Origin of the sequence: Rossellomorea sp. FM04394 (assembly GCF_041889765.1) — a bacterium.
Taxonomy (GTDB): Bacteria; Bacillota; Bacilli; order Bacillales; family Bacillaceae_B; genus Rossellomorea; species Rossellomorea aquimaris_B.
Genome location: NZ_CP168654.1, coordinates 3,339,870 through 3,363,679, shown reverse-complemented (window position 1 = coordinate 3,363,679; position 23,810 = coordinate 3,339,870). Strand labels below are relative to the sequence as shown.

At 42.3% G+C, this 23,810-nt stretch carries 25 protein-coding genes and 1 other annotated feature; of the genes, 20 read left to right on the top strand and 5 right to left on the bottom strand.

Annotation, left to right across the window (positions count from 1 at the left end):
• Positions 1 to 46: 46 nt before the first annotated feature.
• The 7 genes from ACCB35_RS16980 to ACCB35_RS16950 all read left to right on the top strand — a co-directional run bounded on the left by ACCB35_RS16980 (position 47) and on the right by ACCB35_RS16950 (position 5,202).
• On the top strand, positions 47 to 418 hold the full coding sequence (locus tag ACCB35_RS16980; RefSeq protein ID WP_374054611.1) for an iron chaperone: 372 nt from the start codon (positions 47 to 49) through the stop codon (positions 416 to 418).
• Between the two features lie 38 nt (positions 419 to 456).
• The gene (locus ACCB35_RS16975) at positions 457 to 1,047 is read left to right on the top strand and encodes a YdeI family protein (RefSeq protein WP_374054610.1); all 591 of its coding nucleotides are present in this window, start codon (positions 457 to 459) and stop codon (positions 1,045 to 1,047) included.
• Between the two features lie 434 nt (positions 1,048 to 1,481).
• On the top strand, positions 1,482 to 2,312 hold the full coding sequence (locus tag ACCB35_RS16970; RefSeq protein ID WP_374054609.1) for a sugar nucleotide-binding protein: 831 nt from the start codon (positions 1,482 to 1,484) through the stop codon (positions 2,310 to 2,312).
• 71 nt (positions 2,313 to 2,383) lie between these two features.
• A complete protein-coding gene (locus ACCB35_RS16965; RefSeq protein WP_374054608.1) occupies positions 2,384 to 3,292 on the top strand; it encodes a helix-turn-helix transcriptional regulator in 909 nt (302 codons plus the stop codon).
• Positions 3,293 to 3,370: 78 nt separating this feature from the next.
• Positions 3,371 to 3,997: a hypothetical protein gene (locus ACCB35_RS16960; protein WP_374054607.1), complete on the top strand. Its 627-nt coding sequence runs from the start codon at positions 3,371 to 3,373 to the stop codon at positions 3,995 to 3,997.
• Between the two features lie 25 nt (positions 3,998 to 4,022).
• Positions 4,023 to 4,277: a zinc ribbon domain-containing protein gene (locus tag ACCB35_RS16955; protein ID WP_374054606.1), complete on the top strand. Its 255-nt coding sequence runs from the start codon at positions 4,023 to 4,025 to the stop codon at positions 4,275 to 4,277.
• 193 nt (positions 4,278 to 4,470) lie between these two features.
• Entirely contained in the window at positions 4,471 to 5,202 is a 732-nt protein-coding gene (locus ACCB35_RS16950) for a class I SAM-dependent methyltransferase (RefSeq protein ID WP_374054605.1), read from the top strand.
• A 159-nt stretch (positions 5,203 to 5,361) separates the two neighbouring features.
• On the opposite strand, the gene ACCB35_RS16945 is transcribed toward ACCB35_RS16950, so the two are convergent.
• The gene (locus ACCB35_RS16945; protein WP_374054604.1) at positions 5,362 to 6,300 is read right to left on the bottom strand and encodes a DMT family transporter; all 939 of its coding nucleotides are present in this window, start codon (positions 6,298 to 6,300) and stop codon (positions 5,362 to 5,364) included.
• Positions 6,301 to 6,511: 211 nt separating this feature from the next.
• Here ACCB35_RS16945 and ACCB35_RS16940 point away from each other — a divergent pair, with 211 nt between their 5' ends.
• The 3 genes from ACCB35_RS16940 to ileS all read left to right on the top strand — a co-directional run bounded on the left by ACCB35_RS16940 (position 6,512) and on the right by ileS (position 11,091).
• Complete coding sequence (locus ACCB35_RS16940; RefSeq protein ID WP_374054603.1) at positions 6,512 to 6,994, top strand: Lrp/AsnC family transcriptional regulator; 483 nt, start codon at positions 6,512 to 6,514, stop codon at positions 6,992 to 6,994.
• A gap of 331 nt (positions 6,995 to 7,325) precedes the next feature.
• Positions 7,326 to 7,415: a putative holin-like toxin gene (locus tag ACCB35_RS16935; protein WP_219927342.1), complete on the top strand. Its 90-nt coding sequence runs from the start codon at positions 7,326 to 7,328 to the stop codon at positions 7,413 to 7,415.
• A 277-nt stretch (positions 7,416 to 7,692) separates the two neighbouring features.
• Positions 7,693 to 7,949, top strand: a binding site (T-box leader).
• A gap of 49 nt (positions 7,950 to 7,998) precedes the next feature.
• A complete protein-coding gene (gene ileS, locus ACCB35_RS16930) occupies positions 7,999 to 11,091 on the top strand; it encodes an isoleucine--tRNA ligase (RefSeq protein WP_374054602.1) in 3,093 nt (1,030 codons plus the stop codon).
• Positions 11,092 to 11,202: 111 nt separating this feature from the next.
• Here ileS and ACCB35_RS16925 read toward each other — a convergent pair whose 3' ends face one another.
• Positions 11,203 to 11,553, bottom strand: a complete 351-nt coding sequence (locus ACCB35_RS16925; RefSeq protein WP_374054601.1) for a GIY-YIG nuclease family protein — start codon at positions 11,551 to 11,553, stop codon at positions 11,203 to 11,205.
• 23 nt (positions 11,554 to 11,576) lie between these two features.
• Positions 11,577 to 12,323, bottom strand: a complete 747-nt coding sequence (locus ACCB35_RS16920; RefSeq protein ID WP_374054600.1) for a DUF2087 domain-containing protein — start codon at positions 12,321 to 12,323, stop codon at positions 11,577 to 11,579.
• 262 nt (positions 12,324 to 12,585) lie between these two features.
• Between ACCB35_RS16920 and ACCB35_RS16915 the strand changes: the two genes are divergently transcribed.
• The 6 genes from ACCB35_RS16915 to ACCB35_RS16890 all read left to right on the top strand — a co-directional run bounded on the left by ACCB35_RS16915 (position 12,586) and on the right by ACCB35_RS16890 (position 18,302).
• Entirely contained in the window at positions 12,586 to 13,164 is a 579-nt protein-coding gene (locus ACCB35_RS16915; protein ID WP_374054599.1) for a GNAT family N-acetyltransferase, read from the top strand.
• 396 nt (positions 13,165 to 13,560) lie between these two features.
• A complete protein-coding gene (locus ACCB35_RS16910) occupies positions 13,561 to 14,841 on the top strand; it encodes an ABC transporter substrate-binding protein (RefSeq protein ID WP_044339472.1) in 1,281 nt (426 codons plus the stop codon).
• 92 nt (positions 14,842 to 14,933) lie between these two features.
• Positions 14,934 to 15,824, top strand: coding sequence for a carbohydrate ABC transporter permease (locus ACCB35_RS16905; protein WP_374054598.1), 891 nt, complete (start codon positions 14,934 to 14,936; stop codon positions 15,822 to 15,824).
• A gap of 15 nt (positions 15,825 to 15,839) precedes the next feature.
• Positions 15,840 to 16,649 carry a carbohydrate ABC transporter permease gene (locus ACCB35_RS16900; protein ID WP_374054597.1) on the top strand — a complete coding sequence of 270 codons (810 nt, stop codon included), beginning with the start codon at positions 15,840 to 15,842 and terminating at the stop codon, positions 16,647 to 16,649.
• 11 nt (positions 16,650 to 16,660) lie between these two features.
• The gene (locus tag ACCB35_RS16895; RefSeq protein WP_374054596.1) at positions 16,661 to 17,401 is read left to right on the top strand and encodes an MBL fold metallo-hydrolase; all 741 of its coding nucleotides are present in this window, start codon (positions 16,661 to 16,663) and stop codon (positions 17,399 to 17,401) included.
• 115 nt (positions 17,402 to 17,516) lie between these two features.
• Positions 17,517 to 18,302 (top strand): HAD-IIA family hydrolase, encoded by a 786-nt coding sequence (locus ACCB35_RS16890; protein WP_374054595.1) that lies wholly within the window; start codon positions 17,517 to 17,519, stop codon positions 18,300 to 18,302.
• A gap of 131 nt (positions 18,303 to 18,433) precedes the next feature.
• Here the strand turns inward: ACCB35_RS16890 and ACCB35_RS16885 are convergent, their stop codons facing one another.
• Entirely contained in the window at positions 18,434 to 18,724 is a 291-nt protein-coding gene (locus ACCB35_RS16885) for a 3-isopropylmalate dehydrogenase (protein ID WP_374054594.1), read from the bottom strand.
• A 27-nt stretch (positions 18,725 to 18,751) separates the two neighbouring features.
• The gene (locus tag ACCB35_RS16880) at positions 18,752 to 18,910 is read right to left on the bottom strand and encodes a hypothetical protein (RefSeq protein ID WP_374054593.1); all 159 of its coding nucleotides are present in this window, start codon (positions 18,908 to 18,910) and stop codon (positions 18,752 to 18,754) included.
• A 429-nt stretch (positions 18,911 to 19,339) separates the two neighbouring features.
• On the opposite strand from ACCB35_RS16880, the gene ACCB35_RS16875 reads away from it, so the two are divergent.
• The 4 genes from ACCB35_RS16875 to ACCB35_RS16860 all read left to right on the top strand — a co-directional run bounded on the left by ACCB35_RS16875 (position 19,340) and on the right by ACCB35_RS16860 (position 23,652).
• Complete coding sequence (locus ACCB35_RS16875) at positions 19,340 to 20,257, top strand: proline dehydrogenase family protein (RefSeq protein WP_374054592.1); 918 nt, start codon at positions 19,340 to 19,342, stop codon at positions 20,255 to 20,257.
• 39 nt (positions 20,258 to 20,296) lie between these two features.
• Positions 20,297 to 21,928 carry an L-glutamate gamma-semialdehyde dehydrogenase gene (gene pruA / locus ACCB35_RS16870; protein WP_374054591.1) on the top strand — a complete coding sequence of 544 codons (1,632 nt, stop codon included), beginning with the start codon at positions 20,297 to 20,299 and terminating at the stop codon, positions 21,926 to 21,928.
• A gap of 106 nt (positions 21,929 to 22,034) precedes the next feature.
• The gene (locus ACCB35_RS16865; RefSeq protein WP_374054590.1) at positions 22,035 to 23,306 is read left to right on the top strand and encodes a PucR family transcriptional regulator; all 1,272 of its coding nucleotides are present in this window, start codon (positions 22,035 to 22,037) and stop codon (positions 23,304 to 23,306) included.
• Positions 23,307 to 23,349: 43 nt separating this feature from the next.
• Positions 23,350 to 23,652 carry a hypothetical protein gene (locus tag ACCB35_RS16860; protein WP_374054589.1) on the top strand — a complete coding sequence of 101 codons (303 nt, stop codon included), beginning with the start codon at positions 23,350 to 23,352 and terminating at the stop codon, positions 23,650 to 23,652.
• Positions 23,653 to 23,810: the final 158 nt, after the last annotated feature.

Here is a 23,810-nt window from a genome sequence, read left to right as displayed (position 1 = left end):
ATAAGGTTTATCTTGAAAGGCATCCTTTATAGTAGGAGGGAACAAAATGGACGTTTTTGCACCATATTTAGCAGGTATTGATAATCCCGATCACCGTAATCGTTTGGAGGAAATCCTGTCGTGGGTTACGGAGAAATTCCCGCAAATGGAACCAGTGATGAAATGGAATACCCCTATGTTTACCGATCACGGCACATTTATCATCGGTATTGACGCAGCGAAGCATCATGTAAGCGTTGCACCAGAAGCGGTAACCATGACGGAGTTTGCCGATAGGATAGAACAAGCCGGCTATAGTGCCACCAAGGGCTTGTTTCGAATTAAATGGAAAGACACTGTGGATTACACATTGCTTGAGGATATGATTACATATAATATTCAGGATAAAGCAGAATACACGGCCTTTTGGCGGAAGTAGCCAACACTTAGAGTTCATATAAGAAGGAGTGTTCCAAGATGATAAAGCCGAATCGTAAGGTTGATGGATTTATTAAAAAAACCAAGACGTGGAAGGAAGAATTTGAGAGGTTGAGAAGTATTCTTCTTGGCTTTGAGGAGCTGAATGAAGAAATCAAGTGGATGCATCCTTGTTACACGCTAGAGGGTAAAAACATTGTATTAATGCACGGGTTTAAAGATTATTGTGCACTTCTGTTTCATAAAGGGGCTCTGTTGAAGGACCACGACGGGATTCTCATCCAACAAACGGAGAATGTACAGGCTGCCCGCCAGATCCGGTTCACGAATGTTCAAGAAATCATCGAAATGAAGCCAATCTTGAAAGCGTATATCCAAGAAGCCATTGAAGTGGAAAAGGCCGGTTTGCAAGTGGAATTAAAAAAGACGGAAGAATACAGCATCCCTGAAGAACTTCAAACTAAATTCAGGGAAGTCCCTGCCTTGAAGACGGCATTTGAAGAATTGACGCCGGGAAGGCAACGAGCCTACATTCTTTATTTCTCTAAAGCCAAACAATCCAAAACCCGCGAGTCGAGGATTGAAAAATATATGGAGCATATTCTTGATGGTAAGGGATTGAATGATTAATAGGGACCTGTCCCCTCGTCCCACATGAATAATAAGGACGAAAGCAAAATAGGTATATAGAAAGACTGATGGTACAAGTTCCATCTTGTACTGAGCTCTGGATTGGGGCTGATTCTATGTATCGAAACAGAAATAGAGATAGACTTGTGAATATCGTCATTTTATCGCTCGTTTGCATCCTTATGTTTCACATCATCCGGATCATCCTTCATGTTAAGGTATACTTCGTGTATAGCATGGGGATGGGCTATCTTTTATTTATTGGACTAATCATCTTCCTGATTATGTTCCTATATTTGAAAAGGTGACGATCCTCAAGGAAAACGCAATTAATAAGATTGCGTTTTTTTTATTGGGCATTTAAAGGGTTTTCAAAGGAGTTTAGTAGAATATGAAAAGTGAGGATACAATTTCTGAGAGTGGAGGGATTTCACATGAGGAAACTGCTCGTGTTCGGTGCAAGTGGATTAGTGGGGAAAGCGTTGGTGGAAGAGTGCAAAAACTCCTTTGATGTATTTGGGACCTATGCAACCAGACCAGTAGATCTCCCTGTAGAAAAACAATTTCAATTAGAAATCAGCGATATGGATAAGATGAAAGAAATCGTTCAGTCCATCAAACCTGATAGAATCGTTTCATGTCTAAGAGGTGATTTCAATCAACAGCTTGAATTTCATAGGGAGCTCTCATTGGAAATCGAAAACACAGAAAGCGTACTCTATTATTTTTCCACGGCAAATGTGTTCGATGGGGATTTCACGAAGCATCATTCAGAGAAAGACACTCCTAACGCTGCATCCCCTTATGGACAGTTCAAAATTGAGTGTGAAAATATGTTGCAGGAAGTATTAAAGGAACGTGCGGTTATGATACGAATACCGCAAATTTGGGGGAAGAAGTCTCCGAGGTTGGATCAAATCAGAAGTGGAATTGAGAATAACTCGCTCGATGTATACAGCAATCTGGAGTGTAATCATCTAACGGATGAACTCCTTGCAAAACAGCTGAAATACATCATCCTCCAAAAACTTACAGGAGTTTTTCACTTGGGTGCTATAGACATGATGACACAGGATATTTTTATTGAAAAATTAGTCAGCAGCCTTACAGACAAAGAAATAAAATATCATTATCGTTTGCTTCAAGATATACCAGATACATATTATTTTGGATTGAAGAGCATTCGAAACGATCTTCCTGGGAGTTTGTTGAAGACGAATAGGGAAATGATAGACGATATAGTTAGTCCGGATGCTCCACTATGAATTATCAGAATGGATAAGAATTTTGTGACCTGAGAATAAAATATAATCATAAATAAATGGAGCAATGAAACATGAAAGTAGAACGATTACTGGCGATTATCATCAAGTTATTAAATACCAATAGAATAACGGCAAAAATTCTTGCCGAAGAGTTCGAGGTCTCTGTACGAACGATTCAAAGGGATATCGAATCAATTAACCTCGCGGGTATTCCGATTATTTCATATAAAGGTTCGAACGGCGGCTATGGAATTCTTGAAGAATACAAAATCAGTACAGGATTATTTAATGATATAGAATATGAATTGCTGCTCACTGCATTAAATGGTGTCTATAAAACCTATGATGATAGGCAATTAAAACAGATTATTGAAAAGCTGACATCCATAAAGTCAAATGGGAACATTCATCAAACTTCGCCCGTTTGGTTAGATTTCGGTGGCTGGGGACCGACTGAAAAAAGGAAAGAAAAAATAAATATGATCAAACAATCGATTGAATCCAATAAAGTCATTGCTTTTCAATATATTGATATTAATGGAAGCTATACAGAAAGAGAAATTGAACCTGTTACGTTGATTCTAAAGATCAATAAATGGTATGTGTATGCTTTTTGTAAACTAAGAAATGAATATCGGTTGTTTAAATTAGGAAGAATGCAAAACATGAAACGTACATCTAAACCAATTGAGCAAAGAGAACGAAGCGAACATGAAAGCTTTTACCAGCACGATCGTGAAATGGTTACCATCAAACTAAAGTTCACTCAACATGCCTTAAATGAGTTGGAGGATTATTTCGATTTAGATTCTGTAGAATTCGGTGATGACGGGTGGGTTTATCTGACTGAATCATTCCCGGAAGATGAATGGGTCTATCGTATGATCTTAAGTCTCGGCTCCGAAATAGAAGTTCTTGAGCCAGAACATATTAGGGAGATTATGAAGGAAAGAGCAAAGAAAATTTATGATAAATATTAAGAAATACGACATAATGGTGTCGGCTTACGTGTGATACGGTATCTATATCAATCAATTCTGATAAATGGAGGGATCAACATGTCAGCAGTGAATCAATTAGCTTCCCGACTCAATCGAAATGACGAAGAGCCAAATATTGAGCTGGCACACACGTTAGCTATTGAAGAAAATCATGCAGGTATAGAAGAAATTATTGAAAACCTGTCTAGCAAGGATAAAAAAGTTCAACATGACTGTATCAAAGTAGCGTATGAAATCGGACAAGTTAAACCAGAACTAATAAGTAAGTATGGGCTGACCTTTATAGAGTTGCTGAAAAGCCGTAATAATCGTTTAGTATGGGGTGGAATGACAGCATTATCAACAATTACAGAGGAATCTTCAGAAACGATCATGGCTCATCTTCAGACAATTAAGAGTGCCATGAAATTTGGTTCGGTCATTACAATTGATAAAGGTGTTCTAACTCTTGCGAAGCTCGCGGCGGTTAGTAAGGAAAATAATGACGCGATTTTTCCATTCTTACTCCAGCACCTTGAGAATTGTAGAACAAAAGAAGTGCCTCAGCACTCTGAAAGCACAATGGTAGCTGTTACAGATGAAAATAGAGAGGGGTTTCTGAATGTGTTACGAAAAAGAGAACCCTATCTAACGGCGCCTCAATTAAAAAGAGTAAAAAAAATCTACAAAACTTTGGAAGCGTAATGAGGTTAAATAGTGAGGTGGAGAAATGAAAGAATATAAAAAATGTCAGAGCTGTGCCATGCCCTTAAAGAAAATGGAAGACCGCGGTACTGAGAAGAATTCAGAAAGAAGTTCGCTGTATTGTAAGCATTGTTATCAAGAAGGGGAATTCACCCAAAAAGACATCACAGTAGAAGAAATGAAACAATTTGTAAAGAATAAATGTATCGAAATGGGTTTACCGAAGTTTATGGCAGGGATGTATGTAAAAAACCTTCATAAATTGTACAGGTGGCAATAGTCATTATACACTCATGTAAAGAGGATGTTAGAGGGAGCAGCGTCTCTAATGTGTTTAAATATAACCGGCTGTCTTTTTAGTTGGAGTAACTAAACGAGGTGAAAGAGATGGTTAGAAGAATATAGATTGCCTCCTCAATTTGATTTGTATTAAATTTTGGAGGCTAACTAATCAAGTAGGAGTTGGAAATATTATGAAGCAAAATAAGTATGATGATGTGAATTTTTTTTCTGAATATAAAAATATGGAACGTTCCGTTAAAGGTCTTGAAAGTGCGGGAGAATGGCACGTATTAAAAGAGCTTTTACCCGAACTCCGAAATAAGAGTGTCCTTGATTTGGGATGCGGTTTTGGCTGGCATTGTCGCTATGCTCGGGAACAGCAAGCAAAGTCTGTTATCGGAGTAGATATATCTGAAAAGATGCTTCAACAAGCCCGTGAAATGACGAATGATCCTTTCATTTCTTACATTAAGATGCCAATCGAAGACATTGATTTTTCTGATTCCCAATTTGATGTTGTGATCAGTTCATTGGCTTTTCACTATATTGAGTCCTTTGAAGCAATCTGTAAAAAGATCTATGATAGTTTACAGCCTGGAGGTTCTTTTATATTTTCAGTTGAACATCCAATGTTCACTTCCCGAAAGGAACAAGATTGGTATTGTGATGACCAAGGGAATCGGTTACATTGGCCGGTTGACCATTACCAATTAGAAGGTCTACGTGAAACAACGTTCCTGACCGAAAATGTTGTAAAATATCACCGTACATTTTCCACATATGTCAATGACTTACTACATGCAGGCTTTAATATAAGGAAGATTAAAGAACCGATTCCCTCTGACGAAATGGTAGAAAGTGCGCCTGAAATGAAAGACGAACTCCGCAGACCTATGTTCTTGATCATTTCAGCTGAAAAGTAATGCGTATCATCACTCTTACAAAATGTGGGGGCGATTTTCGCCATCCACTAAAGGGACTATGAGCGCAAGGCGGTATGCAAGGTCCCTTATCTTTAAACATGGCAGAAGACTCGTCAATTGACGAGTCTTCTTTTCATATATAATCGGCACTGCTTCTTTTTATGAAGTCTTTACAGGTTGACTTGCTAACAACTTTGAAGGGACTTCGATCCCCTTTTCTTTGATGAGACGAGGCTTAGACTTGAAAAGAGAGAACAAGACACATCCTGCTATAACAATGATACTGCCGACAGCTTGTAGTCCATTCATCTTTTCTCCCAAAAAGACGAAGGCCAATAAGGCTGTGAATACAGGGTTGAAATTCAAGAACAACCCTGAAGTACTCGGTCCCAGGTTATTCACTCCGATATTCCATAAGACCATGCAGACAACCGTGGAAATAATGCCGGTATATAAGATTGACTGCACGAAAGAAGCGTCAACATCGGTCACCCGGAAAGTAGAAAGATTAAAAGGAAGGAGGATGAGAAGGCCAAATATACCTGAGTATAAAATGGACATCATGGGAGTGACGGTCTTCATTGCCCACTTACTGCAAACGGAATAGATTCCCCACATCGCAACAGCAGCCAGCATATAGAGATCCCCTTCATTAAATTGAAGGGAATAGATCATCTCCACGTTCCCTTTGGACAGGACAAGCAACACGCCAAAGAGCGAGATGAACATGGTTGACAGTTGAAATGCGTTAATCTTTTCCTTCAGAAAAATAAAAGAGATTCCGGCGATGGAGAACATATTTAACGTGGAGATCAGGCCGACATTGGTGGCGGATGTCTTTTCCAAAGCCATGAATTGCAGTGCCTGAAAAAGGGCTACCCCTGTCAGGCCCATCAAAAATAACGGCAGGATCGATTGAACGGGTGGAACCAGCTTTTTTTCTTTCCACCAGACAATCGGGAACAGGCATACGATGGCGATCGCCCATCTTAATATGGTCAACGTTCCCGGGGATGCGTGTTCCACAAGTGTTTTCCCCACAATGAAATTGCCTCCCCAGAGAAGACTTGTCAGTAACAATAGATAATAATATTTCACGTCATTCAGCCCCTTTTCAAAGAGCCACTGTGCACAATGACATTGTCTATAAGAATAATTTTAACATTTTACTGAAAATACAAAAGAACATATTGTATAATGGTAAATAATCGAAATAATTGAAAGTGTAGTAGAGTTTTAGATTGTATTAATTCATTTCAACATCGTTTTATCAGTGGTTTTTGGAACAATTGAAAAGGGTGGGGCTAGAATGGAATCGATTGTCAGCAGGGTTTTGGACCAAATGGATCTCAAGCTATTGGATTTGCTGCAAAAGGACGGGCAGCTGAGCAATCTTGAATTATCGAAGCGGGTCAATTTATCGGCACCGGCCGTACACGCACGAATCAAGCGGCTGGAGACGGAAGGGTATATCAAGAAACAGGTAGCCATTCTGAATCACGAAAAACTCGGATTTGATTTATTATGCTTCGTGTTTATGAGCACCAATGAACACCGTACAGAAAAACTGGAAGCAGTGGAGGAGACATTGGAATCCATGGAAGAAGTCCTGGAATGTCATTGCTTGACCGGGGAATATGATTATCTCTTAAAGGTGGCCTGCAAGGATCGCAAGGGGCTGGAGCTCTTCATCAGAAGGCTCAATGAAATGGGGATCACAAAGATTCAAACGAGCTTGGCGTTGAGGGAAATCAAGGATTCTACGGTGTTGCCGATACAGGAGGAAAACTAAAAATCCGGCGGGGTAATGGTTACGGGTCTGCCCCAAAGCCCATTGGCGGAATGCTGTGGGGCAGACCCGGCTGTTTATGATGAGGTTGGATCTACATATATCTTTTTGCAGCTTCTCCACTCATTCCGATCTACCGATTTCTTTGTCGTTCTGTCCTATTACCTTTATAAAAAGAATAGAGGACGAGCATCGCCCCCCTTCCAAATTTCCGGACTGGTCCAATCGGAAGGGCGTAATCAATCGAATGCCTGTGATATAATGGAAGCACACAACATAATACGGAAGATGGGGTAGCGGCTCACACTCCCGAGTGAAGGGAGGTGATACGCTAATGATTGCTGTAGGAGATGTATTACAAATCATGATTGCCTTTGGAACATTGATTGTAGCAATTGTCGCGGTTACACAAAAAAAGAAGTAACCATCGTCCCCACCGCTCTGAGGATCATTGATGATTACTTCATTTCGATTGACTCTAAAGTGAGCCGCTGCACTTTCGATGCAGTTTATGTTGTGGAGGGTCCTGATTGCCGTCAGGCTCCTTTTTTAGTGTACTTAACTACTTTTATTATATACATAAGGTAATACGTTAGTAAAGAATAGTGAATAAATGGATGCAGCGCCGTCTATAATAAAATAAATAAATTGACAAATTCAACCTGTATCATTTACATTTGTTCTAACATATATTGGATCACTTACATTCCATGACGAGAACGAGTAGGTATGGAATCTGTTCTACAGAGAGTTGGCGATTTGGTGGAAGTCAACGTTCAGATCATATTGAATATCCTCTCCGAGAAGCAAAGCTGAAGGTACTTTAAGCTTTGACGGGTTTCCGCCGTTACAAGGAACGCGTATGATTGTACGTTGCATGAGCGCTGTCATGTAAACTTGAAATACAGTTTATGGACAGAATCAGGGTGGTATCGCGGGTTACAAACTCGTCCCTAACATTGGTTAGGGGCGGGTTTTTTTATTTATCTAAAAGAAGGTGTGATGACATGAAAAAGGTGAATGTAAACGAAAAATCGGTCGAAAGAGAGCAGCGGATCCAGGATTTCTGGAATTCGAATCATATTTTTGAAAAGTCAGTGACAAACCGTGAAGGGCAAAAGGCATTTGTCTTCTATGAGGGGCCTCCGACTGCCAATGGGCTGCCGCATGCCGGTCACGTTCTGGGGCGTGTGATCAAAGATTTTGTCGCGAGGTATCAGACTATGCGAGGATATCAGGTCAAACGTAAGGCAGGCTGGGACACACACGGTCTCCCGGTGGAATTGGGCGTCGAAAAGAAAATCGGCGTGTCCGGTAAACAAGAAATCGAGGAATACGGTGTTGAGAAATTCATTGAAGAATGTAAAAAGAGTGTTTTCGATTATGAGAGGCAGTGGAGGACCTTTACGGAGGCAATCGGATACTGGGTGGATATGGATGATCCCTATGTCACCCTTCAGAATGATTATATCGAAAGTGTCTGGCACATTCTTTCGAAGATCCATGAGAAAGGGTTGCTCTATCAAGGGCATCGGGTCGCTCCTTATTGCCCGAGCTGCCAAACCTCCCTCAGTTCCCATGAGGTGGCTCAAGGATATAAGGATGTAAAAGATTTATCCGCGACGGCTAAATTTAAGGTGGAAGGAAAAGAGCATGAATACTTTCTGGGGTGGACGACAACACCTTGGACGCTTCCTGCCAATGTGGCCCTTGCCGTCCATAAAGACGTGGATTATGTGAAAGCCAAACGGGGGGAAGAGACGTATATCCTGGCAAAGAACCTGGTGACCAATGTGTTGGGAGACGACTTCGAATGGGTCAGTGAGCATAAAGGGCACGAATTTGTAGGGGTTTCGTATCAGCCGCCATTCAACAATCTCACGCTTGACCGGGGGCACGAAGTGATTGCGGCATCGTTTGTGACCGACGACAGCGGAACCGGGATTGTCCATCTGGCTCCTGCTCACGGTGAAGATGATTACAATGCAATCATGGAAAGCGGATTGGATTTTGTCAATATTGTCGATGAAAAAGGCTGTTATACCAACGAATTCGAGCCTCTTGCAGGAGAATTCACAAAGGACAGCGACGTGAAGATCATCAAGATGCTCGCGGATAGTAATCTTCTCTTTTCCAAGGAGAAGTATGAACACAGCTATCCCCACTGCTGGCGTTGTGACTCACCGCTCCTCTATTACGCAATGGAAGGCTGGTTCATCAAGACAACGGCCATCAAAGAGACCATCTTAAAGAACAACCAATCCGTCGAGTGGTATCCTGATCATATGAAAGAAGGAAGATTTGGGAAATTCCTTGAAAATATGGTGGATTGGAATCTGGGAAGGAACCGCTATTGGGGAACACCACTGAACGTCTGGGTTTGCGGGGGCTGTGACCATCAGTTCGTCCCCGGAAGCGTTCAAGAGCTGAAAGACCATGCGAAAAGTGGCTGGAGTGACAATCTTGAGCTTCATAAACCATATGTCGACGAAGTGACCGTGGAATGTCCGTCATGCTCACATGAGATGATGAGGACGAAGGAAGTCATCGATGTCTGGTTTGACAGTGGTTCGATGCCGTTTGCACAGTATCATTATCCATTTGAGAATGAAGAGTTATTTCATCAACAATTCCCGGCGGATGTGATTGCCGAAGGAGTGGACCAAACGAGGGGCTGGTTCTACAGCCTGTTGACGGTTTCCTCCCTCTTCACAGGAAAAGCTCCATATAGGCGTGTTTTATCACTCGGGCACATACTGGATGAAGACGGACGTAAAATGTCTAAAAGTAAAGGGAATGTCATCAATCCAATGGATCTCGTTGAGAAGTTTGGGGCAGATGCTCTCAGATGGGCGTTGCTTGCAGATAGTGCCCCTTGGAATAATAAACGCTTCTCAGAAAACGTCGTCAGCCAGGCAAAATCGAAACTGGTCGACACCCTGAATAACGTTCATTCCTTTTACACCCTGTATGCAGTGATCGATGGGTTCGACCCTGATCAACACGAGGCTGGAACTCCATCTCTACTCGATCAGTGGATGTTATCACGACTGAACTCGGTTATCAAAAACGTAACGGACCATTTAGATCAATATGACTTTACCGCTGGGGCAAGGGAACTATCCATCTTGGTTGATCAAGTAAGCAATTGGTATATCCGCAGATCGCGTGAACGCTTCTGGAGCGAAGGGCTGAATGAAGATAAACTGGCTGCTTACCATACATTAAACAAGGTATTAGTGAATGTTAGCCGGTTGCTGGCACCATTCACGCCGTTTATCGCGGAAGATATCCACATGAACTTAACCAATGTGAGCGTCCATCTGGCTGATTTCCCTAAAGTAAATCAAGAAGACATCAATTCAGCATTGGAAATGGAAATGGATCGCGTCTTACAAGTAGTCGAACTTGCCCGGTCTGCCCGTAATACGACGAATATTAAAACAAAGCAGCCTTTATCCAGGCTTACGGTAGTGGGAGCGAAGGATGATACGGAATTACTTAAGAAGTATGAATACATCATTCAAGATGAAATCAATGTAAAGAATGTAGAATTGCAGGACCAAGCAGGAGATTCCGTGCAATATGAATTAAAGCTGAACTTCCCTACTGCCGGCCCGAAACTCGGTAAGCTCGTGGGCCTTGTGCAGAAACATTTACAATCATTAGATCATGAAGAAGCAAGCAAAGTTGTAGAACAAGGCTATCTTGACTTTGAGTCTCCAACTGGAGAAAAGGTATCAGTCGAGAAAGATGATCTCATCGTTCATAAAAAAACACATAAAGGGTTGGAAATGTCTTCAAACTCAACCTTCAGTGTTTTCCTGGATACAACCATCACAGAGGATCTGCGGAAAGAAGGAAAAGCCCGAGAGCTTGTTCGCGCCGTCCAGCAATACAGAAAAGAACTGAACCTGCCTGTGGAAGAGCGTGTGAATCTTGTGCTGGATGTCAATGATTCAATGAAAGAGGTAGTGGAGCAATTTGAAGAATTACTGCAGAGCAGTCTCTTAATTAAGAGCATGATGTTTGAGAAAAGAGAAAGCATGAAGACAGTCGAGATTGATGGTGACAGCATAGGGATATTTGTAGGAGTGTGATTCACATAACCGTTTTAGGGCTTATCCGAGTTTGGGTAAGCCCTTATTTTGTCTTGAGATGTGAATGCTCAGAGAAAAAAAGTCTGAGGTATTGTATGGTGATCACCTTGTCTACTTCTGATTATACCCTCGTTCTCCATATGGTTGCAGTTTCTCCAACCACTTTTCTTCCAACTCCTCCAGAGCTTCTTTTTCAGTCACAAATGGATCATCATTCTTTTTTAGTTTTTCCAATAGCTCGAATGTAAAAGCGTCTTTCCCGTACTGGTTCCATTCGGTTTGTAACCCTTTGCTGGTGGTGAAGCCATTGTTTTCGAGCATGAACTTGATTCCGTTCAGGGTCTTCAAGTTTTTTGTGCTACCAATATAGATTTTATTGTTTTGCTTATTTAAGATTTGAAAGACACCTGCTTCAACCGGTGTTTCTTTATACTGTTGTTTTAACTCTCTTTTACGATCCATGTTTTAGACCTCCTGTTAGTTCGTTACTTTTTTAACCAGTACTTGCTTCCGTCGGGTTTACGGTCTATAAACCCATATTCAATGAGATATCTTCTGATGAGCACATAATCGTCATAAATGCCTTTTAATACGTGATTTAATTCTTTTTCATCGTACATATCGTCTTTCTTCAACTGTTTCGAAATCTCACGAAGAATGACCAGCCTTTGCTTTTCCTTTGGGGGGAATTTTGTCAATGCCCCGTCAGAGAAGTACTTCTTCACGATTTGATCCTGTTCGTTCTGTGTAATATTGTACCGTTCGTCCACCATGGTGGCTGTCTTATGAACAGGGACAAACGTCGGGGCATTATCGTCTTTTTCTTTCAGCAATTCCATCATCGTCAGGAAGGTCTTGGCCTGACGCTCCTTTTCTTTTAAGGCAAACCGGTGATGCCGGATAGTGGAAGCACTTCCGATATCCAATTCTTCCTTGATTTCTTTGTCATTTTTCTCTTGATAAAAGAGGGTTAATAAACGTTTTTGGTGATCGGTAAGACCCGTAAGCTTTTTATCCATTCCAATTAAATAATCGAATACCGATAGGTGCGTACGCTCAATATGAACACCCATATATTTTTCAGCGAGGTAAAATTTATCTTTGTAAGGATAGACCATGCCTTTTTCAATGTTCTCTCCGCACATAAGACAAATAAAGGAATCTTCTTCTTCTATAAAACCTCTTTTCATTTCTTCCAAAGAGGCACTCCAAAACGAGTTGGAAAGCTGCATTCCTTAACACGTCCTATTCTTTTTATCTTTTGTAAAATTAATATATAAACATAATCTAAATGTGTTTGTTATTTTATAAACATAATATGAAAATGTTTGTTATTTTTCAAATGAAATGTTAATGACCAACCAATGATCCCAGTCTCCAAATAGATCAATCAGCAGATTACCTAAAAGCGTAGACCAGATGCAAAGGGCGTGGTATCTTCAGATTATTAAGGTATGTAAATCTATAAAGTGAATGGAACGGAGGCCGAAATGGATGAACGACGTGAAGAAGATTAAATGTGAAAACATAACAGATGATATCATTCAGGAATACCAACAAAAGGGCTATGAGTTGGTATTCCAGGAATATGTGATGGAACACTCCTTAACGGACATCCCCAGAATCGAAAAACCATTCCCATTGATTTTCAAAAGTTGGTCACCATCATTGAAAGAGCGATTTTATGACGTTTATGAGGCTTCATTTAAGGAACGTCCCGGTTTTCCAGGGTGGCCCAGGGAAAAGTGGGTGGAGTGGATATCGTCCGGTACTGATTTTCTACCGGAACGGTCCTATATCGCGACTGTCAATGAACAGACGTTAGGTTTCATTGCTACCGATCAGGAAACTGATACTATCGGGTACATCATTCAAGTGGGTGTGATTCCGGAGTGGCAGGGAAAAGGGATCGCTGCTGTATTGACTTGCAAATGCTTAGAAGACCTCCGACAAGATGGAATGAAATCCGTCACCCTCCACGTGAATCAAAACAATCCGGGAGCCATAAAACTTTATGAACGTATAGGGTTCAAGACTGTCCGGAAAAGAGGCGTGTTTGGAATGACATCTTAGGGTATCCGGGTTGGAAGGATACGCTTTTGTTGCTGTATTTTCAGTAGAATGAGTAATGAGAGAAGAATTAAGTTTTGAAATTTTGTTAGAAATAGATTATTAAACGAATAAGGCAGTAGCCAGGCGTCTCTCAATACAGCTATCGCAGCTGTATCTTTTTATGGGAATTTCAATCGATAAAGGGATTTTGGATATTATTGTTTTGTAAAAAAAATGAAATCCCATTGCCAACTTTTAGTTAATATTGTATTATTGTGAATAATCAGACATATATATTAGACAGGTTTTAGTCTAAGGGTAGAGATGCGGAGAATCCCTGTGACCAATAAAATGCATGCCACATTTTTGTGCTGCAGTTTATTGTTCATGGGTTTTTTTATGAAAAAAAGGGGAGGAATGGGCATGAAAAACAAGGTTTTATCATTCGTTTTAGTGTTGATGGTTGTTCTTGCCGGATGTGGCAGCAGTGATACCGCCGGGGGTGAGACGACGGAAATCGATTTCTGGTTTCCGGTAGCGGTTGGCGGGGATGTAGCGAAGATCGTTGATGGGTTTGTGGCTGATTTTGAAAAAGAGAATCCCGACATCAAAGTGAACGCAAAATACGGGGGCAGTTATGCTGAGACGATGACCCAGGTCATGGCATCGGCCCAGGCGGGAAATTCACCTGAGCTTGCTGTGTTATTCTCCATCGATCTGTTCACGTTGCTTGAGAACGACTTGATCGAGGAATTGACGCCGATGTTCGAGAAAGAGTATTTGAATGATTTTTATGATGGATTCATGGCGAACTCTTCCATCGATGATAAGGTGTACAGCCTGCCATTCCAGCGCAGTACCATCGTCCTTTACTATAACAAGGACGCCTTCAAGGAAGCGGGATTGGATCCGGAAGCACCACCTGAAAACTGGGATCAGTTGGTGGAATATGGGAAGAAGCTGACGAAAAATGGAGGCAAAGATCAGTGGGGACTAGAAATTCCGAGCACCGGCTACCAGTACTGGATGTTCCAGGCTTTAGCGCTTCAGACCGGAGACAACATCATGTCTCAAGATGGTAAGGAAGTACATTTCAATGCACCATATTCGAAAGAAGCGATGGATTTCTGGTTATCCCTTGGAAAGGAACATAAAATCATGCCGGAGGGTGTCATTGAATGGGCGACGGTTCCTTCTGACTTCCTGAGTGGAAAAACGGCGATGATGTACCATACGACTGGTAATCTGACGAACGTGAAGAACAATGCGGATTTTGATTTCGGTGTGTCCTTCCTGCCGGCGAACAATGAGTATGGTTCCCCTACTGGAGGAGGAAACATCTACTTGTTCAAAGATCTTCCAAAAGAGAATAAGGAAGCGGCCATTAAGTTTATGAAATTTCTTACGGAGCCTGAGCGTGTTGCCCAGTGGTCGATCGATACAGGATATGTAGCCACAACCGAATCAGCTTATGAGACAGACTTGTTGAAGAAGTATGTAGAGGAATTCCCTCCTGCACTGGTTGCCCGCGAGCAGCTCGAGTATGCAGAAAGTGAACTCGCAACCTATCAAAATGGTGAAGTGCAGAAAATCTTCAATGATCATATACAATCGATCTTGACGGGTCAAAGCCCGGTTGATGAAGGGTTGGACAATGCACAGAAGAAAGCGGAAAAAGTATTGGAGCCTTTTCAGTAATAAGATAGTGACCGAAGAGTGAATGGAGTGAGGCTCAGGTGGGCTTTGTGCTGACTTGAGCTCCTGCTTCACAAGAAAGGTGGGGCCGATAGATGACAACGAAGCAAAGAAAGCTCAGTACCGGGGCGAGAAATAATCTGTTTGCCTACGGGCTGCTGTTTCCTTCTTTCATATTTTTGAGTTTATTTACGTTTTACCCGACGCTCAAATCGATCCAGTTAAGCTTCTACAGCGGCCCGATGACCAGGCTGCAATTTTCGGGGCTTGAACAATATAAAGGAGTGTTGGAGGATGAGATATTCCGGAAGGTCATTCTGAATAACATCCTCTTCATGATCGGTACAGTACCGACAAGTTTGTTCCTGGCGATGTATCTTGCCATCTGGTTGAATAAAAAAATGGCCGGTAGCTCTTTGCTTCGTACGTCATTTTTCTACCCGACGATCGTTCCGTTGATTGCGGTGGCAAATATTTGGCTTTTCATTTACACGCCGCAGTATGGACTGCTCGATAACTTTCTGCATATGTTCGGCAGGGGAGACACGAACTGGCTGGGGGATCCGAATACCGTCATGATCGCGATGATTGTCATGATCATATGGAAAGATGCCGGTTTCTTCATGATTTTTTATCTGGCAGGTTTGCAGAATCTACCGAGGGACGTGTATGAAGCGGCTGAGATGGAAGGGGCGAAACCGTTCCAGATGTTCCGTCATATCACCTTCCCACTGCTGATGCCGACGACGCTGTTCGTCATGATCGTGGCGATTACGAATTCATTCAAAAACGTCGACCACCTGTACATAATGACCAAGGGTGGACCGGATAACGCCAGCAATCTATTACTCTACCATATCTATGAAGCGGCATTCACGAATTGGGATCTAGGTAAAGCAGCGGTGCTGACCGTGATTTTGATTGTCATCATGCTTGGTATCACAGCATTCAACTATTTGTACCTTGATCGGAAAATCCATTATTAAGGAGGGGAAGATTCGATGAAAAAATTGAACTATGGCATCATCATTTTTTTAGGAATACTTTCATTCATCCCCCTCCTTTGGGTCATCATCACCTCTTTCTCTCCCGGGAATCAAGTGATCAATGGAGGCTTTCCGTTCTGGGTCTCGAATCCAACGGTTGAAAACTATGTCAACGCGTGGAAGACTGCACCATTTTTGCAGTATTACTTCAATACATTCGTCATCGTTTTTGGGGTGTTGATTGTCCAGTTAGTCACCGTTACGCTAGCGGCATATGCGTTTGCACGGGTGAATTTCAAAGGGAAGAATGTACTGTTCATCCTGTTCCTTCTGCAACTGATGATCCAGCCTGAAATCCTGTTGTTCCCGAACTACCAGGTGATCAGCCAGCTTGGGCTTGTCAATACAAAACTTGCCGTCATGATGCCATATTGGGCTTCTGCATTCGGGGTATTCCTGATGCGCCAGACGTTCAAGCAGGTCCCGTTCGATCTTGATGAAGCGGCAAGAATGGACGGGTGTAAATGGTATCAAACACTGTGGCATGTCTACATCCCATCGGCGAAACCTACCTATATCGCATTCGCCCTGGTATCGGTCAGCCATCATTGGAGCAACTTCATGTGGCCTTTGATCATCACGGATTCCGTCGAGTCCCGTCCTTTGACCGTCGGATTGGCCCTCTTTGCACAATCATATGAAACGGGGGCACAGTGGGGAATGGTCGCTGCCGGTACGGTAATGGTCATCATGCCTTTAGTGCTCGCCTTCTTCCTTTTTCAGAAACAATTCGTATCAAGCTTTATGCACTCAGGAATTAAATAGGAGGGGATCTGATGGACATTCATTTCTTAGGAACGGGGAGTGCCTATCCTGGTTCCGAACGCGACAATACATCGATCTGTTTCTCCAATGATGACTATTCTGTGCTGGTCGATGTCAGCGGCAATCCTTGCAGGAAGCTGAAGCAGCTGCAGGTGGATTTAGGGGAGCTCGATGCAGTGGTGTTCACCCATTTTCATATTGACCATATTTATGGATTGCCGTCCTTGTTGTGGGGGATGTGGCTTGAAGATAGGAAAAAGCCATTAAGGATCCTTTGTGATTATCGGAATGAGAAAAAACTTCAGGAATGGCTGTCAACGATGGAAGCAGATCAGTGGCCGATTGCTTTTACCATTAAGGTTGAAACCTTTGACGGTGATCGTGAAAGTGAACTTCTTGCTGGCGGCGGGATGACGTTTTCCTGCTTTAAGGCCCTTCATTCTGTTCCTACTGTTGGGCTTGAAGTGCGATGTGCCGGCCGCGTCGTCGTGTATTCGAGCGATACGGAAATCAACGCACGAATCCGACAGTATGACCATTTAGATATGTTAATCCATGAAGCGACTTCTGCCCGTAATGTGGCAGGCAATCATAGCAGTCTCGTTGAAGTTGCAGAGAAATATGATATGGATAAGATCGGGAAAATCGTTCTCGTCCACTTATCCGACCAAGAACCGTATGAAGAAGAGGTGGCAAAGCTTGGCACTCCAAAGGTCATCATCGGTGAAGATCTGATGACACAACGGGTATAAATGAATAGATACAAGGATAAAGATCAGGAGATTCCTTGGGTATGGCGAAATCCAATTGTTCAATTGGAGAAATTGTCATGCTCAAGGAATTTTTTATTTGAAAGAGGGGGTACAGATGAAAAATCTCAAAGGATATATTTTTGACTTGGATGGCACCGTATATCTTGGCACGCAATTAATAGAAGGAGCAGACACCATCATCAATTCTCTTCTCAATGAAGGGAAGAAGGTGCTGTTCCTCACAAATAAGACGATTGAATCCAGACGGCGTTATGTGGAGAAGTTGAACGGCTTCAATATCAAAGCTACCCTTGAGAACATTTTGAATCCGACGCTTACATTGATCGACTATTTATCTGAACATCATCCAGATGCCACATTGTACGTGATTGGTGAGCAGCCGATCAAGGATGAATTGACGCTTGCCGGATTCAAGGAAGGAATGGTTCCATCCGAGGTGGATGTCGTCGTGCTCTCGTGGGACCGGGATTTTCATTACGATCATTTGAATTTTGCCTATCAGGCGATCAAGCTTGGTGCGAAGATGATCGCGACCAATCCGGACAGAACCTGTCCAGTGGAAGTTGGCGATGTTCCGGATTGTGCCGGGATGATTGGTGCAGTGGAAGCCGTTGTGGGAAGAAAGATTGATGTCCAGATTGGAAAGCCTTCTAAGCTGACCATCCAGGCAGCTCTAAAAATATTGGAACTAAAGCCGGAAGAGTGCGTGATGATCGGCGACCGCCTTGAGACGGATATCCGGATGGGCATCGAAGCCGGGATGAAAACAGCACTTGTGCTCAGCGGGGTCACGACCGAGGAGGATTTGAGGGGAACGGTTTGGATGCCTGATTATGTGTTGCCTTCAGTCAAGGGATTGTTAACGGATAAAATGATATAAGGATTAGAAATTAGTTGTTAGGGGCTTAATTAAACACTAGCAAAGCGGGGAGGTTCTTATTCTACTTTTCGGGGAAATGGTAGAGGCGGAACCGCCCCCAATTTGTCCCGCAGACTCATAATTTGAGTAATTCAATTTTCAATGTTGTATTTTTTCACGACACTTACAACAATTGCAATGAATAAAACGATCAGGCTATTTATAAGTAAATAGTACCCAACTTGCAGACCGTAAAATATGGAAAAAGGATCTCGAATGATGAACATTGCTAACATTCCTCCGATGGACGCAAATAAAGCTGCTAGAAGAACTATAGTAAAGGCAGCAGAATATAGACTCTTCTTTTTCTTATATGAAATAAATCCGAAAATATTTGAAGTTACAATAAAAAATCCCATAAGAATGATGAAGAAATTTGTCATTTTATTCTCCCTTTTGACTAATATAAATTAATCTTGAACTGATATGGGCCCTCCATCTGTGAATCCGTCTTTAATACCCTCAAGGATGGATTCTCCATTGAAGATAAAGAGGGTTAAGGCCAGAATAGACAGCAGAATAATAGAACCGAAGATGATGGAAGGTATCATGCCATTTTTCTTTTTCATTTTAAACTCCCCTTATCATATGTTTACTAATTAGACGGAAACCCATTACATGAAGTTTCAAATTATTCCATCTGCTTTTCTTTTTGTGTCCCCACTCTGGGAAAGTCATTGTCGAATTTTGAAGAATGGCAGATATAACGAAAATATGGCAGATAAAAAGTGATAACGGCAGATAAAAGAAAAATATGCCATGTAAATCGTCAGAATGGCATGTAAATCCTGAATATGGAAGATAACCATCGCAACCACCCCAACCCCTAAACAACTACCCCTTTTGTGTTTCCACCATAACTCAACCCACAAATATTTGTGGCCCGAGCACGTTGTTTCCGAGCCACTATTCCAGCTATAATTTTCTTAAGATTTACATTTCTTCGTTTAATCACCTCACACTTGAGGTAACAGTCACTATAAGGAGGTGTTGTAATCATGGAAGCAATCAGTAAGCGTTTTTTCTTGTTTCTTTCTCACAATAAGGCGTTGGATAAGATGGCCAAACGGTGGGGATCAAGATTTGGGGCTAATAAGCTTGTAGGGGGAGAAACCTTTGCACAAGCGATTCCATTGATTACGCAATTGAACGAAGAGGGGTTCCAGGTTACGGTCGATCATCTTGGTGAGTTCGTCAATTCCACAGAGGTGGTGCGGGAGAATGTCCAAGGATGTATCCAGAGTATCAGTGCCATTGCCTATCATGGGCTGAACACTGAAATCTCTGTCAAACTGACTTCCCTGGGATTGGATATCAGTCAAGATCTTGTCTTGGAAAACATGGAGTTGATTCTCGAGAAGGCGAAAGAAAGCGGAATCACAGTCACTCTCGATATGGAGGATTCCTCGAGGTGCCATGCCATCCTTGACGTTTACAAGAAGCTCCGTCAAAAGTACGACAATGTGGGGACGGTGATTCAATCCTATCTCTATGTTTCAGAGAAGGATGTGGATGATCTCAATCAGTTCTCCCCTTATTTGAGGCTTGTGAAGGGTGCATATAATGAATCGGGTAAAGTGGCGTTCCAGGAGAAGAAAAAGGTGGATGCGAATCTGAAGCATCTCATCAAGAAGCAGCTCTTGAACGGCCATTATACTGCGATCGCAAGCCATGATGAAGCGATCATCGATTACACCATCGGATTAGTGAAAGAACACAATATCCCGAATGACCGCTTCGAGTTTCAAATGCTTTACGGAATGCGGAACCAGCTGCAATCCGAATTGTTAGAAAAAGGATATACCGTCCGCATCTACCTGCCTTATGGCGAGGATTGGTTCGGGTATTTCATGCGACGCCTGGCGGAACGGCCGGCAAACATCGCATTTGCATTAAAAGGAATCTTCAGCAAGTAACATCCAGACAGAATGAAATCAGAAAGGAATGTGAAGAGAATGAGTAACGGAATTTACAACATCCCAAAACCTACAAATGAGCCTGGCAATACATATGCCCCAGGTACGAAAGAAAGAGAAACGTTAAAAGCTGAATTAGAACGCCAAGCTGGTATCGAGGTTGAGATCCCGGTCATCATCAATGGCGAGAAAATCAAGACAGATACAGTGAAAAAAGTGGTTATGCCACACGATCACAAACATGTGTTGGCGACCTATTCACAAGCAGGTGAAAAAGAGCTTCGCGATGCAGTAGAAGCGGCAATGGCTGCGAAAGAATCTTGGTCCAATATGCCATGGCAGCACAGAGCATCCATCTTCTTGAAAGCGGCTGATTTGATCTCAGGTCCATACCGCGATGTCATCAATGCGGCTACGATGTTAGGCCAATCCAAAACAGCGTATCAAACGGAAATTGATGCGGCACAAGAATTAGCGGATTTCTTACGCTTTGGCGTTGATTATGCAAACCAAATCTATCAAATGCAGCCAGATAGCATGAAAAACATCTGGAATCGTTTAGAATACCGTGCGTTAGATGGTTTCGTATTAGCTATCTCTCCATTTAACTTCACAGCAATCGGTGGAAACCTGCCGTCAGCTCCTGCCATCATGGGGAATGTGGTTGTGTGGAAACCGGCAACAACGGCTGTACTATCAAACTACTACTTCATGCGAATCCTGGAAGAAGCTGGACTGCCTAAGGGCGTTATCAACTTCGTCCCATCACGTGGTTCACAAGTATCAGATGTGGTGTTAACAGACCCACGCATGTCCGGATTCCACTTCACTGGATCAACAAGCGTGTTCCAGACGATTTGGAAGACAGTCGGGGAAAACATCACAAACTACAAATCGTATCCTCGTTTAGTTGGGGAAACAGGCGGTAAAGACTTTGTCTTCGCTCACGAAACAGCTCAAGCAGACAAAGTTGTCGCTGCACTTGTTCGTGGTGCATTCGAATACCAAGGTCAAAAATGTTCAGCAGCTTCTCGTGCTTACATCCCTGCAAGCATGTGGGAAGAAGTGAAAAATGGTGTCGTGGAAGAAACGGCGAAGCTTAAAGTAGGGGATGTAAGAGACTTTAGAAACTTCATGGGTGCGGTCATTGACAAAGCTGCCTTTGATTCTATCACAAGCTACATCGACTATGCGGCTGATTCTGAAGAAGCTGAAATCATTGCCGGTGGTACGTATGATGATTCAGTTGGATACTTCGTTCAACCGACTGTCATCGTAACAACGAATCCAAACTTCAAAACGATGACCGAAGAAATTTTCGGACCGGTATTAACGATTTATGTATACGAAAATGAACAATTAGAAGAAACGCTGACTTCAGTGGATACAGCTTCTATGTATGCATTAACGGGTGCAATCTTTGCGCAAGATCGTGAAGCGATCATGCACTTGGAACGACGTCTTTCCGGTGCAGCTGGTAACTTCTACATCAACGATAAACCAACTGGTGCCGTGATCAACCAACAACCATTCGGTGGTTCACGCGGTTCTGGTACAAACGATAAAGCAGGCTCTATTTTCAACATGATTCGTTGGACCAGCCCTCGTATCATCAAAGAAAACTTCGCTCCAACAACAGATATTGTCTATCCGTTTATGGATGAAGAATAAATCGAACACGATAAGCTCTCCCGATCAGGGTGAGCTTTTCTTTTTTTATTGGGGGATTTAACGCTATAATAGGAATCACAAACATTCGTGGAAAGGTAAGATTCCTATGGAAGCAATAGATATCATCCTCCAAACAGAAGATATTCATAAAGCGACGGAACTAATCAGCTCAAAAATGGGCAATCCCGTCATCATCGAAAACAAAAATTTCGAACTGATTTCATACAGTTCCTCTTCTAATAAATTCGATCAAACACAGCTAAAGACGATCCTGACGAAAAAATGTCCGGTCTTCATCATCGACCGACTGAAAAAAGAGGGCATCGTCCACCAACTCGAGAAACATACGGATCCAATCCGGGTACAGGCGATGGAAGAGTTAGGATTTCACCAACGCGTCGTCATTGCCGCCAAGTACCTGGGCAACACAATGGGATACATCTGGGTTCAGGAATCCAGCCGCCTTCTCGAAAATGAAGAGCTTGCTTTCCTTGAAGAGATCTCCGCACACCTGGGAAACCTGATCAATGATATGTACGCAAAGGTCAATATCAAAAAGGACAGAAAAGAAGAAGTACTGTGGCATCTCCTGCAGCACGAGTACGGAAGCGAAAGCCAACTCCGTCATGATGCATCCCTTGTCAAGCTGACACTGCCGGAACGGTTCACGGTAGCGGTTTATTCGATTGCATCGTCGCAATATAAGCCTATGCTGGACCAACTTGAGAAGCTGGTCCAAGAATCCAGCTTCCATACAAATATTTATTCTTTACGAACGGAATACCAAGTGATCCTCGTTCTCTACGGCAAAGCAGACACACCGTCTTCTTCCCTGGAATTAGCCAGAGATCTAGTTGAAAAGGTGAAAGAGCAAACAGGAGAGGAAGAATTCTACAACTTCCTGATTGGAATCGGTAAGGAATACACAACGTTATATCAAATGAGAAAGAGCTTCTTGGAAGCGTCAGAAGTCATTGAAACGGCTAACTTCATCAGTCCGCGTCCTGAATCGATGCCCCGGGAATTTGCTCAATTGGGCATTTATCGATACTTGCCTACCCTCTATGAGAAAAACACATCAAAGGATTATTACAGTGATGATCTGCTGGTATTGATCAAGAATGATGTGAAGAAACAGACAGATCTTCTAAAGACACTTGAAGTGTACCTGGCGAATGATGGGAAGGGAAAACAGACAGCCAATGAGCTGTTCATCCACCCGAACACGTTGAATTACCGGATTAAAAAGATACAGGAACTGACTACGATTGATTTTAATGATTTTAATATGAAGGTTTATTTGTATACGGAGTTGTTGTTGTTAAATAATGTGGAAGCTTATTATCAGCGGTACAAGGATGCTTTGAAGGGGATTTGACCATCTTAGCCTGTGAAGAATTTATTCCAATGGGGTATTTACAGTGAAGAATAATGTAAATGTAGGATATACCATATTTAAACCAACAGGTGTGAAGCACAATTTTACAAAGGTCGATCTAACAAAGAAACAAGTAACAGGAACCGTTTCATACAATAAAGTTATCTATATGACGGTTCTTGTAGATTTGACTATGGATACAGTCAGTGTTGAGGGAAGCGTTTATGAGTTAAAAGGACTGGCTATGGATCACGAATCTTATATTGAAATGTTTAAGAGCCAGGCAGCGTTTTTTGTGTCAAATAACATTTCGGATCCAAAGAAATATTATGATGAAATGTTTTAATTCATGATAAAGGTACAGAGTGTTATTAATTCAAGCGGTTGCTATATAGCAATCGCTTTTTTCTTTTTTCATTTGTAGACCAAAAAGTAGAATAAGTACCCTCCCGGTTTGCAGGTTGTTATGCCGTTAAAGGACCATTTAACGGAAACTCGCATAGC

What these genes read in the sequence shown, in the direction of transcription:
- ACCB35_RS16950 (WP_374054605.1), top strand. Translation starts at nt 4,471, where the DNA reads ATGAAGCAAAATAAGTATGATGATGTGAATTTTTTTTCTGAATATAAA.
- pruA (WP_374054591.1), top strand. Translation starts at nt 20,297, where the DNA reads ATGAGTAACGGAATTTACAACATCCCAAAACCTACAAATGAGCCTGGC.
- ACCB35_RS16890 (WP_374054595.1), top strand. Translation starts at nt 17,517, where the DNA reads ATGAAAAATCTCAAAGGATATATTTTTGACTTGGATGGCACCGTATAT.
- ACCB35_RS16965 (WP_374054608.1), top strand. Translation starts at nt 2,384, where the DNA reads ATGAAAGTAGAACGATTACTGGCGATTATCATCAAGTTATTAAATACC.
- ACCB35_RS16940 (WP_374054603.1), top strand. Translation starts at nt 6,512, where the DNA reads ATGGAATCGATTGTCAGCAGGGTTTTGGACCAAATGGATCTCAAGCTA.
- ACCB35_RS16895 (WP_374054596.1), top strand. Translation starts at nt 16,661, where the DNA reads ATGGACATTCATTTCTTAGGAACGGGGAGTGCCTATCCTGGTTCCGAA.
- ACCB35_RS16925 (WP_374054601.1), bottom strand. Translation starts at nt 11,553, where the DNA reads ATGGATCGTAAAAGAGAGTTAAAACAACAGTATAAAGAAACACCGGTT.
- ACCB35_RS16935 (WP_219927342.1), top strand. Translation starts at nt 7,326, where the DNA reads ATGATTGCTGTAGGAGATGTATTACAAATCATGATTGCCTTTGGAACA.
- ileS (WP_374054602.1), top strand. Translation starts at nt 7,999, where the DNA reads ATGAAAAAGGTGAATGTAAACGAAAAATCGGTCGAAAGAGAGCAGCGG.
- ACCB35_RS16885 (WP_374054594.1), bottom strand. Translation starts at nt 18,724, where the DNA reads ATGACAAATTTCTTCATCATTCTTATGGGATTTTTTATTGTAACTTCA.
- ACCB35_RS16980 (WP_374054611.1), top strand. Translation starts at nt 47, where the DNA reads ATGGACGTTTTTGCACCATATTTAGCAGGTATTGATAATCCCGATCAC.
- ACCB35_RS16915 (WP_374054599.1), top strand. Translation starts at nt 12,586, where the DNA reads ATGAACGACGTGAAGAAGATTAAATGTGAAAACATAACAGATGATATC.
- ACCB35_RS16900 (WP_374054597.1), top strand. Translation starts at nt 15,840, where the DNA reads ATGAAAAAATTGAACTATGGCATCATCATTTTTTTAGGAATACTTTCA.
- ACCB35_RS16865 (WP_374054590.1), top strand. Translation starts at nt 22,035, where the DNA reads ATGGAAGCAATAGATATCATCCTCCAAACAGAAGATATTCATAAAGCG.
- ACCB35_RS16960 (WP_374054607.1), top strand. Translation starts at nt 3,371, where the DNA reads ATGTCAGCAGTGAATCAATTAGCTTCCCGACTCAATCGAAATGACGAA.
- ACCB35_RS16920 (WP_374054600.1), bottom strand. Translation starts at nt 12,323, where the DNA reads ATGCAGCTTTCCAACTCGTTTTGGAGTGCCTCTTTGGAAGAAATGAAA.
- ACCB35_RS16970 (WP_374054609.1), top strand. Translation starts at nt 1,482, where the DNA reads ATGAGGAAACTGCTCGTGTTCGGTGCAAGTGGATTAGTGGGGAAAGCG.
- ACCB35_RS16875 (WP_374054592.1), top strand. Translation starts at nt 19,340, where the DNA reads ATGGAAGCAATCAGTAAGCGTTTTTTCTTGTTTCTTTCTCACAATAAG.
- ACCB35_RS16955 (WP_374054606.1), top strand. Translation starts at nt 4,023, where the DNA reads ATGAAAGAATATAAAAAATGTCAGAGCTGTGCCATGCCCTTAAAGAAA.
- ACCB35_RS16910 (WP_044339472.1), top strand. Translation starts at nt 13,561, where the DNA reads ATGGGCATGAAAAACAAGGTTTTATCATTCGTTTTAGTGTTGATGGTT.
- ACCB35_RS16905 (WP_374054598.1), top strand. Translation starts at nt 14,934, where the DNA reads ATGACAACGAAGCAAAGAAAGCTCAGTACCGGGGCGAGAAATAATCTG.
- ACCB35_RS16975 (WP_374054610.1), top strand. Translation starts at nt 457, where the DNA reads ATGATAAAGCCGAATCGTAAGGTTGATGGATTTATTAAAAAAACCAAG.
- ACCB35_RS16880 (WP_374054593.1), bottom strand. Translation starts at nt 18,910, where the DNA reads ATGAAAAAGAAAAATGGCATGATACCTTCCATCATCTTCGGTTCTATT.